Annotated in this window: 14 protein-coding genes; 5 read left to right on the top strand and 9 right to left on the bottom strand. The window is 72.1% G+C overall.

Translation table 11 applies throughout. The annotated features are described in order from the left end of the window. Positions 1-110: 110 nt before the first annotated feature. From ACWDZ7_RS21945 to ACWDZ7_RS21935, 3 genes are all read right to left on the bottom strand, one after another. Positions 111-1,661 carry an FAD-dependent oxidoreductase gene (locus ACWDZ7_RS21945; protein ID WP_451799051.1) on the bottom strand — a complete coding sequence of 517 codons (1,551 nt, stop codon included), beginning with the start codon at positions 1,659-1,661 and terminating at the stop codon, positions 111-113. Between the two features lie 135 nt (positions 1,662-1,796). Continuing rightward, positions 1,797-3,836 (bottom strand): CocE/NonD family hydrolase, encoded by a 2,040-nt coding sequence (locus ACWDZ7_RS21940; protein ID WP_451799049.1) that lies wholly within the window; start codon positions 3,834-3,836, stop codon positions 1,797-1,799. 63 nt (positions 3,837-3,899) lie between these two features. Then, positions 3,900-5,207, bottom strand: coding sequence for an ATP-grasp domain-containing protein (locus ACWDZ7_RS21935; protein WP_451799048.1), 1,308 nt, complete (start codon positions 5,205-5,207; stop codon positions 3,900-3,902). A 109-nt stretch (positions 5,208-5,316) separates the two neighbouring features. On the opposite strand from ACWDZ7_RS21935, the gene ACWDZ7_RS21930 reads away from it, so the two are divergent. Then, positions 5,317-5,982, top strand: coding sequence for an endonuclease (locus ACWDZ7_RS21930; RefSeq protein WP_451799047.1), 666 nt, complete (start codon positions 5,317-5,319; stop codon positions 5,980-5,982). Positions 5,983-6,002: 20 nt separating this feature from the next. Here ACWDZ7_RS21930 and ACWDZ7_RS21925 read toward each other — a convergent pair whose 3' ends face one another. Both ACWDZ7_RS21925 and ACWDZ7_RS21920 read right to left on the bottom strand, forming a co-directional pair. After that, positions 6,003-7,445, bottom strand: coding sequence for a vWA domain-containing protein (locus ACWDZ7_RS21925; RefSeq protein ID WP_451799045.1), 1,443 nt, complete (start codon positions 7,443-7,445; stop codon positions 6,003-6,005). Beyond that, positions 7,442-8,311 carry an AAA family ATPase gene (locus ACWDZ7_RS21920; protein WP_451799044.1) on the bottom strand — a complete coding sequence of 290 codons (870 nt, stop codon included), beginning with the start codon at positions 8,309-8,311 and terminating at the stop codon, positions 7,442-7,444. Before ACWDZ7_RS21920 ends, ACWDZ7_RS21925 begins: the two co-directional genes overlap by 4 nt. Before the next feature lie 165 nt (positions 8,312-8,476). Between ACWDZ7_RS21920 and ACWDZ7_RS21915 the strand changes: the two genes are divergently transcribed. Together ACWDZ7_RS21915 and ACWDZ7_RS21910 are read left to right on the top strand one after the other, a co-directional pair. Beyond that, entirely contained in the window at positions 8,477-9,619 is a 1,143-nt protein-coding gene (locus tag ACWDZ7_RS21915; RefSeq protein ID WP_451799042.1) for an oxidoreductase, read from the top strand. A gap of 64 nt (positions 9,620-9,683) precedes the next feature. Beyond that, positions 9,684-10,286, top strand: coding sequence for a CGNR zinc finger domain-containing protein (locus ACWDZ7_RS21910; protein WP_451799041.1), 603 nt, complete (start codon positions 9,684-9,686; stop codon positions 10,284-10,286). Positions 10,287-10,343: 57 nt separating this feature from the next. Here ACWDZ7_RS21910 and ACWDZ7_RS21905 read toward each other — a convergent pair whose 3' ends face one another. Continuing rightward, positions 10,344-10,634 (bottom strand): hypothetical protein, encoded by a 291-nt coding sequence (locus ACWDZ7_RS21905; RefSeq protein WP_451799039.1) that lies wholly within the window; start codon positions 10,632-10,634, stop codon positions 10,344-10,346. A gap of 168 nt (positions 10,635-10,802) precedes the next feature. After that, on the bottom strand, positions 10,803-11,246 hold the full coding sequence (locus tag ACWDZ7_RS21900; protein ID WP_451799038.1) for a nitroreductase family deazaflavin-dependent oxidoreductase: 444 nt from the start codon (positions 11,244-11,246) through the stop codon (positions 10,803-10,805). Between the two features lie 164 nt (positions 11,247-11,410). Between ACWDZ7_RS21900 and ACWDZ7_RS21895 the strand changes: the two genes are divergently transcribed. Further along, positions 11,411-12,472, top strand: coding sequence for a PucR family transcriptional regulator (locus tag ACWDZ7_RS21895; RefSeq protein WP_451799037.1), 1,062 nt, complete (start codon positions 11,411-11,413; stop codon positions 12,470-12,472). A 36-nt stretch (positions 12,473-12,508) separates the two neighbouring features. Here the strand turns inward: ACWDZ7_RS21895 and ACWDZ7_RS21890 are convergent, their stop codons facing one another. Further along, positions 12,509-12,916: a CoA-binding protein gene (locus ACWDZ7_RS21890; RefSeq protein ID WP_451799036.1), complete on the bottom strand. Its 408-nt coding sequence runs from the start codon at positions 12,914-12,916 to the stop codon at positions 12,509-12,511. A gap of 47 nt (positions 12,917-12,963) precedes the next feature. After that, positions 12,964-13,539: a TerD family protein gene (locus ACWDZ7_RS21885; RefSeq protein WP_451514806.1), complete on the bottom strand. Its 576-nt coding sequence runs from the start codon at positions 13,537-13,539 to the stop codon at positions 12,964-12,966. Between the two features lie 180 nt (positions 13,540-13,719). Here ACWDZ7_RS21885 and ACWDZ7_RS21880 point away from each other — a divergent pair, with 180 nt between their 5' ends. Then, complete coding sequence (locus tag ACWDZ7_RS21880; protein WP_451799035.1) at positions 13,720-14,127, top strand: BlaI/MecI/CopY family transcriptional regulator; 408 nt, start codon at positions 13,720-13,722, stop codon at positions 14,125-14,127. The last annotated feature ends 16 nt before the right edge of the window (positions 14,128-14,143 follow it).

Genomic DNA, 14,143 nt, shown 5'->3' with positions numbered 1-14,143 from the left:
ACAACAAGCCATGCCGAGGTTAGGGGAGGGTGCTGGGGAGCAGTAGGGCGGAAGTTGGCCTTTGTGGCGGAAGGTGGCGCGGCCGCGCGCAGCGCCGCGCCACGGCCGCGTCATGAGCCGGGCAGCTCGCGGGGCTCCAGGGGACGGGTCGCGGGCCCCTGGAGGACCTCCCCGTCGGTGCCGAAGCGGGAGCCGTGGCAGGGGCACTCCCACGTGGTCTCCGCCTCGTTGAAGGCGACCAGGCAGCCCATGTGGGTGCAGCGGGCGGAGACGGCGTGGAGCGCGCCGCTCTCGTCGCGGTGGACCGCGCAGCGGCGCCCCTCGACCCGGACCACCGCCCCCGAGCCCGCGGGGATCTCGTCCACGGAGTCGACGTGGCTGCGGAGCCGGTCCCCGACGAAGTGCTTGGCCACCTCCGCCTGCTGGCTCAGCAGCGCCGGGGCCTCCCGCACGGTGCTGAGCAGCCGGCGCGGGTCGTACAGGTCGGCCCAGGGGGACTTCTCCCCGCCGATCAGCCGCGCGAGCAGCGTTCCCGCCATGACGCCGCCGCTCATGCCCCAGCCGCCGAACCCCGTGGCCACATAGGTGTTGCGGGCGCCGGGGTGGAAGGGGCCGACCATGGGGACACCGTCGGTCACGGAGTTGTCCTGGGCCGCCCACCGGTAGGCCGTCTCCCCGACGTCGAAGCGCTCCCGCATCCACGCGTCCAGCGCCCGGAACCCGGCGGCGGGGTCACCCGTGCCCGGCGTGAAACCCTCACCCGTGACGATGAGGAGCCGCCCGCCGTCGTCGCCGTACGGCGCGGTCCGCACCGAGCGTTTGCCCTCCTCCAGCGTGATGTACATGCCCTCCGGGTCCTGCCCCGGGGCCAGCGGGGCGGCGACGACGAGTTCACGGCTTGCCGACAGCCGGGCGAAGAGCAGGGCGCGGTCGAAGACGGGATAGTGCGTGGCGACGACGACGGAGTCCGCGGTGACCGTGTGCCCGGACTCGGCGGTCACCTTGCACGGGGAGCCTTCACGCAGACCGGTCACCCGGGTCCGCTCACGGATGACGCCGCCCCGCGCGCGCAGGTCCTCGGCGAGCGCCAGCAGATAGGCGCGGGGATGGAACTGCGCCTGCTCGTCGACGCGCACCGCGCCCGCCACGGCGAAGGGCAGCCCGGTGACCTCGGTGTACTGGGCGGGCAGACCGGCTTCGCGGGCCGCGGCGGCCTCGGCCCGCAGCTCGTCGGTGCCGTCCGCACGGGTGGTGAAGGTGTAGGCGGGCGCGCGCTCCAGCCGGCAGTCGATGCCGACCTCGTCGCAGACGGCGGCCACGTGCTCCACCGCCTCCTGCTGGGACCGGGCGTACAGGTGCGCCGCCTCCGGTCCGCGGGTGCGGCGCAGCCGGTCGTAGACGAGGGAGTGGAGTGAGGACAGCTTGGCGGTGGTGTAGCCGGTCACCCCGGCGGCGATGCGGTCGGCTTCGAGGACGGCGACCGTCCGCCCGTCGCGGGCCACCTCCCGCGCCGTGCTGAGCCCGGCGATGCCGCCGCCGACCACGGCGACGTCCACCTCGATGTCCTCGGCCAGCGGTGGATACGACGTCGACTCGCTGGTGTCCATCCAGTACGACTCGGGTCGGCCCGGCAGTGGCCCGGTACGAGGTGCGACAGCCATGGCGGCTCCCTGGTCTCGGCGTTCTTGGATCGTGCGGGTTCCCCCGCGTCACCGGGTTAACCCGGCCGGGCGGCGGCCGGGATCTTGCCCACAGGCTACGCAAAAGGGACATCGTGCGCCCGTGGGCCCAGCCCGTCAGAGCCAGTCGCGGGGCAGCGTCTCGTTCCACGTACGGGAGAAGACGCGGCGCTCGCCCTCGTAGCCGTCGAGCGTCGCGTCGACGAGGAAGCGGTCCTCGTCGCACCGCAGCACCGTGCGGGTCCGCACACTCACCTCCCAGTCGCCCCGCGCGAAACGCATGGTCCAGGCGGATTCGCCCGCCACCGACGTGAAGTCCTCACCGGTGGACGTGTACCGCTCGAAGGCGCGGCAGCCGACGTCGAGCCCGATGTCCTCGTACCGGACGGTGCCGCGGTCCTTGACGATCTCCAGCGCGGAGTCGTAGCCGATCAGGTCACGCCTGACCTCCCAGCGCTGGTCCGGCGGCGAGAGCCGGGTGGTGGTCAGCGGCTGGGTGCCCTCGGGCTCGTCGAAGGGACGCTGCGGCGCGTCGTCCGGCTCGGAGACCGGCCGTACCGGCAGCCGCAGCGCGCTGGAACCCTCGTACACGCTGAGCAGGACGGGCCGGGGCGGGGGCCAGGCGAGCGGCCAGTACGACGTGGAGAGGGAGAGCCTGACGCGGTGGCCGGGCGGGAAGGACTGGGCCACGCCGTTGAGCTGGAGGGTCGCGCGGTAGCGGCGGCCCGGCTCCAGGGGCTCGGGCTCGCCCGTGCCGTCCCTGCGGGTCAGGTTGAGCACGCCGTACGTCACCCGGGTGGCCCGCCCGTCGGGCGCGACGTCGGAGATGCGGGCGGCGACCGTGGCCACCGGCTCACTGACCGAAAGGTCCAGGTCGACGGCGGGCGAACCGAGGATCTCCACCGGCTCGGTCAGCTCGGGGGAGTCGAAGACCAGCGAACCGCCGTCCTCCTCGCGCTGGTCGTAGGGGAGGTCGGGCGGAGCGTTGTAGGAGGCCCACTTCCCGGCGAACTGGCCGACCGACAGCGGGGACTGCACGGTCATGGCCTCACCGGCCGCGTCCTCGGCGACCACCGGCTCCCCGTCCCAGGCGATGCGGTGGCGCGTCAGGGGACGGGCGACCTCCTCGATGTGCGGCGAGGGCCAGTCGGGCTCGCCGACCCACCGGCCGGGACGCTCCTCATAGGCGGTCGAGGGCGGCACGCTCTCCTGCATCCAGGCCCGCAGCATCGGGCCCTCCATGACGCCGTTGTCCTCGCCCTTGAGCCAGTGGTCCCACCAGCGCACCACCTCCTGGAGATAGCCGATGGCGGGACCGGGCTCACCCAGATGCGGATACTTGTGCGACCACGGGCCGATCAGTCCCTTGCGCGGCACGTCCAGATGGCCGAGCAGCCGCGTCACGGCGTTGGAGTAGCCGTCCGCCCAGCCGCTGGAGGCGAGGACGGGACAGCGTACGTCCTGGTAGTTCTCACAGACCGAGGCGTGCTTCCAGTACGTGTCGCGGCGCTGGTGGCGCAGCCACTCCAGGACCCAGGGGCGCGCCTGGTCCATCCGCTCGTGCCACATCTCGCGCCAGCGCTCGCCGACGACGGCCGGGTCGGGCGGACAGGTGGCGTAGGCGAACATGGTGCCGGCCTCGGCGAGGTTGTCCGACAGCATCGCGCCGCCCATGTAATGCATGTCGTCGGCGTACCGGTCGTCGGTGAACGACGAGATGACGATGGCCTTCAGGCTCGGCGGCCGCCGCGCGGCGACCTGGAGCGCGGCGAACGCGCCCCAGGAGATGCCCATCATGCCGGTCGACCCGTCGCACCAGGGCTGTCCGGCCAGCCACGCGAGCACCTCCTCGGCGTCGGTCTGCTCCTGCTCCAGGTACTCGTCCCGCAGGACGCCCTCGGACTCGCCCGTGCCGCGCACGTCCACCCGTACGCACGCGTAACCGTGCCCCGCGATGTAGGGGTGGTGGATCGAGTCGCGTACGGAACTCAGATCGCGCTTGCGGTACGGGATGTACTCCAGGACGGCCGGGACCGGCGCGTCGTCCGAGGACGTCGGGCGCCAGATCCGCGCCGACAGCCGGGTGCCGTCGGACATCGGGACGACGACGTGTTCTTCCTCTTTGGTCGCGTACGGGAGATTGCCCACGTGGCGCATGGGGCCGTGCCACCTCTCGGTCGGTTCCTCCGCCGGGCAGGCGGATTTCGCAGTGTGTCCGTGCTAGTCGTTGGTGAGGTCGCGGCCGCCCGGCTCCGTGTCGTCGAAGGTGAGGCCCAGCGCGGCCACGCACCGGTCGTACTTGCGCCGCAGCTCCTCCTCGCTGTCGCCGCCGGTGGATATGTGCGCCAGCTCGAAGCTGTAGCTGTCCTGATGGCCGACGTCGGAGAGCCGCTGCCCCTCCTCGACCAGGACCTCGACGCGCACGTCCCCGATCTCGCGCTCGATGCGGTCGATCTCCTCGCGCGTCGGCACGTTGTGCACCACGCCGTCGGCGAACCACCGGTAGTACCACTTGGCGGAGGTCGCGCAGGGCCCCTCGCGGTGGGGGATCGCCGGGTCCTCGTCGAAGGCGAGGCTGACCATGCAGTGGTGGTTGGGTACGCCGTCGACGTACTCGAAGAGCTCCGCGTGCGACTGCGAGTGCCGGGGGTTGATCTCCAGCAGGTTCAGCTCGTCGCTGCCGGGGTCGTAGAAGTACTCGATGCTGAACGTCGCGTCGTCCATGCCGATCTGCCGCATCACCCGCACGGAGACGTCGTGCAGGCGCCGCACCACCGGCTCCGGCAGGGCGGAGGGGTACTGGTGGCGCAGGAAGCACGAGGAGTCCGGGTAGTTGATGGAGTCGAGCACGCCGTAGACGGTGACCTCGCCCCGGTGGACGTACCCCTCGACCGCGACCTGGATTCCCGAGAGCGCCTCCTCGGCGAGACAGACCTGCGCGCCGATCCCCGCCATCTCCTCGGGCAGGTCGATCTGTTCGAGGATGTACTCGAAGGGCCGGCCGACCGTGCCGATCCCCTCCTTGATCTTCGCCACGGCCGCGTCGAACTCCTTCTCGTCCCGCACGCTGTAGGCCAGCTTGGAGGAGTACGAAAGGGCGGGCTTGAGCCACATCGGGAAGCGCACGCCCTCAGGGGGCCGCGGCGTCTCGGCGTCCAGATCGACCCGCCCGAAGCGCGGGTGCTCGTCGACCACCTTCTGCTGCTCGAGGCGGCTCCAGTACTTGTGCTCGCACTTGACGACCGACTCCAGGCTGGTGCTGCGCGTGCCGTACCGGTCGCCGAGCATCGCCACGAGCGTGCTCACCGGGAAGTCCCAGTAGCCGACGATCGCGTCGATACTGCCGTCGAACGAATCGAGCACCTTCCGCGCCTTCTCCATGAGGTCCGGTACGGAGACCTCGCCACCCTGAAGCTCCTCGATCGTGAGCAGGGGGTGGAACGCGTAGTCCCGGGCGTGCGGGATGGCGTTCAGCGTGGGCAGATTGGCCTCGTCCAGGCCGATCACGAATACGTTCTTCCGGCTCACAGCCACAAGTTTTTCCTTTCCCGAGGTCAAGGGGGCTGTGTACCCGGGCGCCGGACACGCACACGTCGGCCATGATGACCAGGGAGAGGACCCGATCGGGAGGAGAACCATGACCGACCGGCACAGCAGCGGCCGGGCCGTCGTCCGCGCCCTGCTCGACAGCCAGGGACGCACCTACGCCCAGGACGCCGGCATCCGGCTGCGGGACACCCCGCAGCCGCTGTACCAACTCCTTGTCCTGTCCGTACTGCTCAGCGCCCGCATCCGCAGCACCACGGCGGTGGCCGCCGCCCGCGAACTCTTCGCCGCCGGACTGCGCGACGCGCGCCGCATGACGTCGGCGACCTGGCAGGAGCGGGTCGACGCGCTGGGCCGCGGCGGCTACCGCCGCTACGACGAGCGCACCGCCACCCAGCTCGGTGACGGCGCCGAACTGGTCCTGCGGGAGTACGGGGGCGACCTGCGCCGCCTGAGGGACGAGGCGGGCGACGACGACGAGGTGTTGCGCCGGCGGCTCCAGGAGGTGCCCGGCCTCGGGCCGACGGGCACCGACATCTTCCTGCGCGAGGTCCAGCGGGTGTGGCCGGGCGTGGCGCCCTGCCTGGGGGACAAGGCCCTGCAAGGCGCGCGGCGGCTCGGTCTGCCCGACGACCCGGACGACCTGATGCGCCTGGCCGCGGACGCGGACCCCGCGGCCCTGGCGGCGGCGCTCGTCCGCGTCGCCCTGGACAAGAGCGTCGCCGACGAGCTGACGGCCGGGCCGGGCCGGTCCTGACCCAGGCTCCGGCCCGGACATCAGACCGGCAGCAGCCGCCCGATCAGCGCGCTGAGCTGCCGGGCGTTACGGCACTCGTGCATCTCGACCAGTTCCGCGTACGCGTACGCCGCCGAGTCCCCGGTCGACCACTGCGAGCGCTGCTCGGGGTTGAGCCAGTACACCTGGCGGGCCCGCCCGGCGATCTCCCGCAGCGCCGGAAGGTTGGGGTCGCTCATGTTCGTGCGGGCGTCCCCGAGGACGAAGACCGTGGAGCGCGGGCCGACCGCGTCGAGGTGGCGCTCCGCGAACTCGCCCAGGGACGTGCCGTAGTCGCTGCTGCCGTGCCAACCCGTCACCGCGGCCTCACCGAGGATGCGGCCGCCGAGGCCGGCCGGGTCCGCGGAGCCGTGCGTGAGCAGCCCGGTCACCTCGTCGACGCGGTTGACGAACGCGAACACACGCACCTTGCTGAACTGGTCGTGCAGCGCCTGCACCAGCAGCATCGTGAAGTTCGCGAAGCCCGCCACCGAACCGGACACATCGCAGAGCAGCACCAGCTCGGGGCGCGCGGGACGGCGGCGGCGCAGCACCGGCCGCATCGGCACACCGCCGGTCGACAGGGAGCCGCGCAGGGTGCGGCGCAGGTCGATGGTGCCGTGCGCGGCGCGTCTGCGGCGGGCGGCCAGGCGGGTCGCGAGCCTGCGGGCCAGCGGGTGCACGGCCCTGCGCAGTTCGTCCAGGTGGGCGCGGCCCGCGAGCAGGAAGTCGACCCGGTCGGCGGTGGTCGCCACGGCGCGGCGGGCGATCTCCTGTGTGCCGCGCCGCTCGGCGACCCGGCGGCGCGCCTCGGTCCGTACGCGCTCGCGGAACCCTTCGATGCGGCGCCGGATCTCGTCGGCCTCCAGGCGGTCGGTGAACGCGGCGTCCGCGGCGGACTCCCCGCCGGAGCCCGCGCGCCGGGCGGCGAGGACACGTGCGAGAAGTGTCTCCGGCCGCAGCCGGCTCAGGGTCTGGTAGGAGGACCAGCCGTCCGAGCCCTGCGGCGAGCCGTAGCCGCCGAAGCCGTCCACCGCCTCGCCCGCCAACTGCCCGAGCAGCGCCTGGTCGTTCGCCGCGAGCGCGGCGACGAGGCGTTCACGCAGCGCGTCGCGGTCGGGTCCGGCACCCTCGGGGCTCTTGGTGTCGGGCGCGCCGGCACCCCTCGGTGGGAAGTAGCCGACACCCAGCGGGAAGTAGAGGTCGAAGACCGGGTCGAAGACCGCCCGCTGGCTCTCCTGGTGGAGCAGCGCGGCGGCCAGCCCCTCCCGGACGCGCTCGCGGTCGGCGAGGCCGAGCGCCTCCAACGCGGCGGCCGCGTCGACGGTCTCACCGGGGCCGATGCGCAGGCCGTGGGAGCGCAGCGCCTTGACGAGACCGGTGAGCCGGCCGGTGACCGGGCCGGCGGTGTCCGCCCCGGCAAGCCCGTCGGGCGGCGCTGTCACACGGCGTCCAGATCCAGCTTGGCGGCCGCCTTCAGTACGTCGTCCTGGTGCTTGAGGACGACGCCGAGGCTGTCGCGTACGACCGTCTCGTCCAGGGTGTCGGCGCCCAGCGCGAGCAGGGTGCGCGCCCAGTCGATGGTCTCGGCGACCGACGGCACCTTCCGCAGGTCCATCGCGCGCAGCGCGCCGACCACCCGCACCACCGACTCGGTGAGCGCCTCGTCGAGTCCGGGCACCTTCATCCGCACGATGCGCCGCTCCAACTCCTCCTCGGGGAAGCCGATGTGGAGGAAGAGGCAGCGGCGGCGCAGCGCCTCGGACAGTTCCCGGCTCGCGTTGGAGGTGAGCACGACGAACGGGCGCCGCTCCGCGCTGATCGTGCCCAGCTCCGGCACCGTGACCTGGAAGTCGCTCAGCACTTCGAGGAGCAGGCCCTCGACCTCGACGTCGGCCTTGTCGGTCTCGTCGATCAGCAGGACCTTCGGTTCGTCGCCGCGGATCGCCGTGAGCAGCGGGCGCGCGAGCAGGAACTCCTCGCTGAAGATGTCCGTGCGCGTCTCGTCCCACGACTCGTCGCGCCCGGCGGTGATGCGGAGCAGCTGCTTGGCGTGATTCCACTCGTACAGCGCGCGGGACTCGTCGACGCCCTCGTAGCACTGGAGCCGGACCAGGCGTGCGCCCGCGACCTGGGCGACGGCCTTCGCCAGCTCGGTCTTGCCGACACCGGCCGGGCCCTCCACCAGCAGGGGCTTGCCGAGCCGGTCGGCCAGGAAGACGGTGGTGGCGACCGCCGGCGAGGCCAGATACCCGGTCTCGGACAGGCGGGCCGCGACATCGTCGACGGACGTGAAGTACCCGGTCGTCATGGACGTACCTGATCAGTTCCGGCCGCCGCCCACAACAGGCGCGCGCCGTTTGCGGCACACGTCACGTCCCCGGACCGAGGCCAGACTCACGCCGGGCGCATGCGACATAGGCAAAGGCATTACGCTTATTTCAAGATCTCGTGCTCAAGAGCAGAGGAGCAGGCCATGCCCATGGACGCCCTTTCGACTTTTCCAGCCTCTTCACGGTCCCGTGCCGCACGCCTTCTGGGGCAGCCCTTCACACTCGGCGGCCTGACGCTGCGCAACCGCATCGCGATGGCCGCCGTGACCCGGCGCTTCTCGCCGGGGGGCGTGCCCGGCGAGGACGTCGCCGCGTACTACGCGCGGCGCGCCGCGGGCGGTGCCGGGCTGATCGTCACCGAGGGCACCTACGTGGGGCGGGAGGCGGCCGCCGCCTATGACCGCGTGCCGCACTTCCACGGCGAGGAGGCTCTGGCCGGGTGGGCACGGGTGGCTGAGCGCGTGCACGAGGCGGGCGGCCGGATCATGCCTCAGCTGTGGCACACCGGCGTGGCCCGCACCGACGCCGTCCCGCCGCTCGGCGTCCCCGCGGAGGGGCCGTCGGGGGTCGGCCTCGACGGGCGCCCGCACGGCCGGGCCATGACGCTCGACGATATCGACGCGGTCGTCGAGGCCTTCGCCGAGGCGGCCGCCACCGCCGAGCGCATCGGCTTCGACGGCGTCGAACTGCACGGCGCGCACGGCTACTTGATCGATACCTTCCTGTGGCACGGCACCAACACCCGCGACGACGCCTATGGCGGGGACCACGCCTCCCGCTCGCGGTTCGCCGCCGAGATCGTCGCCGCCGTGCGCGCCGCGGTCTCGCCCGGGTTCCCGGTCCTGTTCCGCCTCTCGCAGTGGAAGACCGACCACTACGACGCCCGCATCGCCGAGGACCCGGACGAACTGGAGCGCCTGCTCACACCGCTCGCCGCGGCGGGCGTGGACGCCTTCCACGCCTCCACGCGGCGCTACTGGCTCCCCGAGTTCGACGGCAGCGAACTGAACCTCGCGGGCTGGGCGAAGAAGCTGACCGGCAAGCCGTCGATCACCGTGGGCTCCGTCGGCCTCGCCCAGCAGTTCGCCGGGGCGCCGGGCCGTACCCAGCGGTCCGGCGTCACCGGCATCGGCCCGCTCCTCGACCGCCTGGAGTGCGACGAGTTCGACCTCGTCGCCGTGGCCCGCGCCCTGGTCGCCGACCCCGAGTGGCCCACCAAGGCGCTCACCGGCCGCCTGGACGAGGCGGTGCCGTACGACGCCTCACGCCTGGACGCTCTGGTGTGAGAGGGGCGTGCGGTCCGCGTGAAAGAGTGGGGGTCCGTCCGCCCCCCCCGGAGAGTGATCCACGATGACCTGGTCCGCGACCACGCGGTACGGCCTGGAGCCCGCGCCCGGCGGCCTCGGCCTCGTCCAGGACCTGCTCAACACGGTCGCCGCCGGTGCGCCCCCGCACCCCGACCTGCTCGACGGACTCACCGAGGCGCAGTCATGGGTGGATGAGGCCGCCGCCGAGTGGGCGGCGGCCACCGGCCGGGCCACGCCGCGCGTCACCCTGGACGCCAAGGGGCCGCGTGAACTGCGCTCGTTCCGCGAGACGTTGGGAAGACTCGTGGCGGGGGAGGGGCAGGGGCAGGGCGAGACCGGGACCCTGGCGCCGGTCGCGGCACACTCCGGCGAGGCCGCGCTGCGCCTGGGCGAGGACGGCTTCGTACGCCTGGAGCCGCACGGCACGGGCGCGGACCACCTCGTCACGCTGGCCCTCGCGGCGACGTACGACGCTCAGCGAACGGACACCGCGCGCCGCCTCAAGACCTGCCGCAACCCGCTGTGCCGGGTGGCGTTCTACGACCGGTCCCGGAACAACAGCGGGGTGTGGCATGACGTGAAGACGTGCGGGAACGCGGCGAACTTGCGTGCGTACCGGGCGCGTCGGCGCGGACAGGAGCCGTGAGCACCGGGGGCGACCGGAGGAGCGCCCGGCCGTCGCGCGGCCGGGGCGGCGTCGGCGTCAGTTCTGGACCGTTCCCAGAAGCGGCAGCGCGGGCCCGCCGGACTCGTCCTCGTAATGAGACTTCTGACGGATCTCGTTGCACTGGAAGGCGCGAGCCTCGTCCAGCACCTCGGCGGGGACGATGACGTCGATGTCCTGAACGGTGGGACAGACGTCACGAATGATTTCGACGCTCTGCGAGTCGCTGCCCTGGGGCGACTCGTCGGCCATGGCGAGGGTGACCGTCATGCCCGTCGCGGCCAAGGTCAGCACCGACCCGGCCAGCACCTTCGCGTTCGTAGAGCTCATTTCGCTGAGCGCTCCTTCTCTGGATGACCCGGCACCGGTTCGGATGCCGACGCCGGGTCAACTGGCCCGCTACAGAAGAGGTTGCGCGAGGACACGGGCTTTCACCCAGTCGCTGAGGCATCCCACGGCCACGCGTCCCGGACGGTCACTCAGACACCGCTCAGGCACTCACTCAGCCTCGAACGGCGTCAGGATGAAGAGCGGGATCTCGCGCGTCGTCTTCTTCTGGTAGTCGCCGTAGTCCGGCCACACCGCAACCGCCCGCTCCCACCAGGCCCGGCGCTCCTCGCCGGTGGCGAGGCGAGCGCGGTAGTCCTTCTTCACCGGGCCGTCCTGCAGTTCGACATGCGGGTGGGCGACGAGGTTGTGGTACCAGGACGGGTTCGCGGGGTCGCCTCCCTTGGACGCCACCACCGCGTACTCCCCGTCGTGCTCGACGCGCATCAGGGGGTTCTTCCGCAGCTTTCCGCTCTTGGCGCCGACCGACGTCAGCACAACGACGGGCTTGCCCATAATCGTCGTGCCGTCGGTGCCGCCGGAGCTCTCGTACAACTCGGCCTGCTTGCTCGCCCAGTCCCACGTACCGGGGTCGTACTCTCCAGTCAGAGGCATGACCCGTCCAACGGCCGGTGGCCGCGGATTGTTCCGGCCGCCGGTTCCGCCCGTCGACCCCGCCATGCGTGAGGTCGACCCGCCGTGCGTGACGTCGACCCGCCATGCGTTAGAAAGAGATCAAAAGACATCAACGGTTCAGCAAGCGACGGACAGGGGCGGGCATGACGGGGCAGGACATACCGGAGGAGTATCTCGACGGCTATGCCCGCATCCTCGCCGCCGCCTCGTCGACAGGGCGGCGCCTGACCCGCGACGAGCTTGATTCGCGGCGCGCACTGGGGGAGCGGGCCGCCGACGCGGGTCTCGGCCTCCGGGCGCTGGTCGGCGCGCACCTCGCGGCCACGCGCGCCCACTGGCCCGCCGGGGCCACGGTCTCCGCCGACAGTGCGCTGGCCGCCGCGGAGCAGGCCGTGGACGCCTTCGCCGAGGGCTACGAACGTGCCCAACGCCTCGCCGTACGCCAAGAGGAGGCGGCGCGGCGGGAGTTCATCGACGACCTGCTCTACGGACGCAGCGACCTCGGCCTGCTCGCCGAACGCGCGGAACGCTTCGGACTGCGTCTCTCCTACGAACACGCGGTCGCCGTCGCCGAGGGCCGGGACGGGTACGAGGAGGGGCACGCCGTCCCCCGCGAGGTCGAGCGGGCCCTCATCGGCCGCTTCGGCGACCGCAGCATCCTGCTCACCACCAAGGACGGCCGCCTGGTGTGCGTCGCCCCCGGCGACCAGGACGAGGTCCTGGCCTTCTTCGCCAAACAGGCGTACGCCGCCACCGACGGCGGCCGCGTCGCCATCGGCCGCCCGCAGCCAGGCCCCGGCGGCGTCGTCCAGTCGTACGAGGAGGCCCTCAACGCCCTGGACCTCGCGGAGCGTCTGGAGCTCGACGGACCCGTGCTGCGCGCGGCCGACCTGCTCGTCTACCCCGTCCTGACCCGCGACCGGCAGGCCATGGCCGACCTCGTGCTCAACACGCTCGGCCCGCTGCAGAAGGCCCGCGGCGGAGCGCAGCCGCTCATCGACACGCTCGCCGCGTACTTCGACTCGGGCTGCGTCGCGGCGGAGGCCGCCCGACGGCTGGCGCTGAGCGTGCGCGCCCTGACGTACCGCCTGGAACGCATCCACAAGCTCACCGGCGCCAACCCGTCGGATTCCGTGCACCGCTACACGCTGCAGACCGCGGTGATCGGGGCGCGCCTGCTCGACTGGCCCGAGAGGCGGTTCTGAGGGCGCGGGTCGGGTCGGCCCCGGCGCGTCGGTCGCTCAGCCCAGCCGCGGGATCTCGATGGCGGGGCAGCGGTCCATGACCATGTCGAGGCCCGCCGCACGCGTCCGTCCGTACGCCGACTCGTCGATCACGCCGAGCTGGAACCACACGGCCTTCGCGCCGGCCGCCACGGCCTCGTCGGCCACCTGGCCGGCCAGGTGGCTGTTGACGAACACGTCGACCACGTCGACCGGGAACGGCACGGCGGACAGGGACGCGTAGCCCTGCTCGCCGTGGACCGTCTCGGCCTTCGGGTGGATCGGCACGACGCGCTTGCCGAAGCGCCGCAGGACGGCCGCGACGCCGTACGCCGCCCGGTCGCGGTTGCCGGACAGGCCCACGACCGCCCAGGTGTCGCCCAGCTCCGTCAGGATCTTGCGCACCGTCTCCTGGTCGCCGTACATGACCTGCCTCCTCAAGGCTCGCGGCCGGATGCCGTCAGAGGCCGCGATCAGACATGCACGCCGAAGTCCGTCGCGATGCCCCGCAGCCCACTGGCATAACCCTGGCCGACCGCACGGAATTTCCACTCCGCGCCATGGCGGTAGAGCTCGCCGAAGACCATGGCGGTCTCCGTCGACGCGTCCTCCGAGAGGTCGTAACGCGCGATCTCCACGCCGTCCGCCTGATTCACCACGCGGATGAAGGCGTTGCGGACCTGGCCGAAGCTCTGGCCGCGGTTCTCGGCGTCGTGGATCGACACCGGGAAGACGATCTTCGTGATCTGGGCGGGCACCTGAGCGAGGTTGACCTTCACGGCCTCGTCGTCGCCCTCGCCCTCACCGGTGAGGTTGTCGCCCGTGTGCTCGACGGAACCGTCCGGGCTCGTCAGGTTGTTGTAGAAGATGAAGTGCTGGTCGGAGACGACCTTGCCGGAGTCGTCGCAGAGCAGCGCGCTGGCGTCCAGGTCGTAGTCGGTGCCGGTCGTGGTGCGCACATCCCAGCCCAGGCCGACCAGTACGGCGGTGAGGCCCGGGGCCTCCTTGCTGAGCGAGACGTTGCCGCCCTTGGCCAGGGAAACTCCCACGATGTCCTCCTGAGATCCGAGTTCTGGGTACTGATTCGTTGTTCCGGGTGCTGCTTCGTTCCGGATGGTGGTTCCGTAGAATCTACAGGAATGTAGAAGTGGGTGGGGCGGCTCGGGCCCGTTACGATGTGGCGCTCCCGGGCCGCCGCGGAGCATGGAGAGGCCGGAGGGAGCCCGGGCATGAAGCACCACGAGGAGCGCGAGGAGCGCCGGCCACGCCTGCGCCGCCGCGCGCAGGGCGAGCTGGAGCAGCAGGTGCTCGCCGCGCTGCACGCCGCCCGCGGCCCGGTCAGCGCCGCCTGGGTGCAGGAGCGGATCGGCGGCGACCTCGCGTACACCACCGTGATGACGATCCTGACGCGCCTCCTCGCCAAGGACGTGGTGACCCGCGAGCGCGCGGGCCGGTCCTTCGCGTGGACGTCCTCCTCCGACGAGGCGGGCCTCGCGGCCTTCCGCATGCGCAAGGTGCTCGACGGCGAGAGCGACCGCGAGGCGGTCCTCGCCAGCTTCGTCACGACGCTGACGCCCGACGACGAGCAGCTCCTGCGCGAGCTGCTCGGGCGGGCGGGCGCCGAGACGGACGACTGACACCCGATGGGAGCTC

The sequence above is a fragment of the Streptomyces sp. NPDC003032 genome (assembly GCF_053591415.1).
Note: the sequence above shows the minus strand (reverse complement) of the source record. Positions and strands in the feature narration are given on the sequence as shown.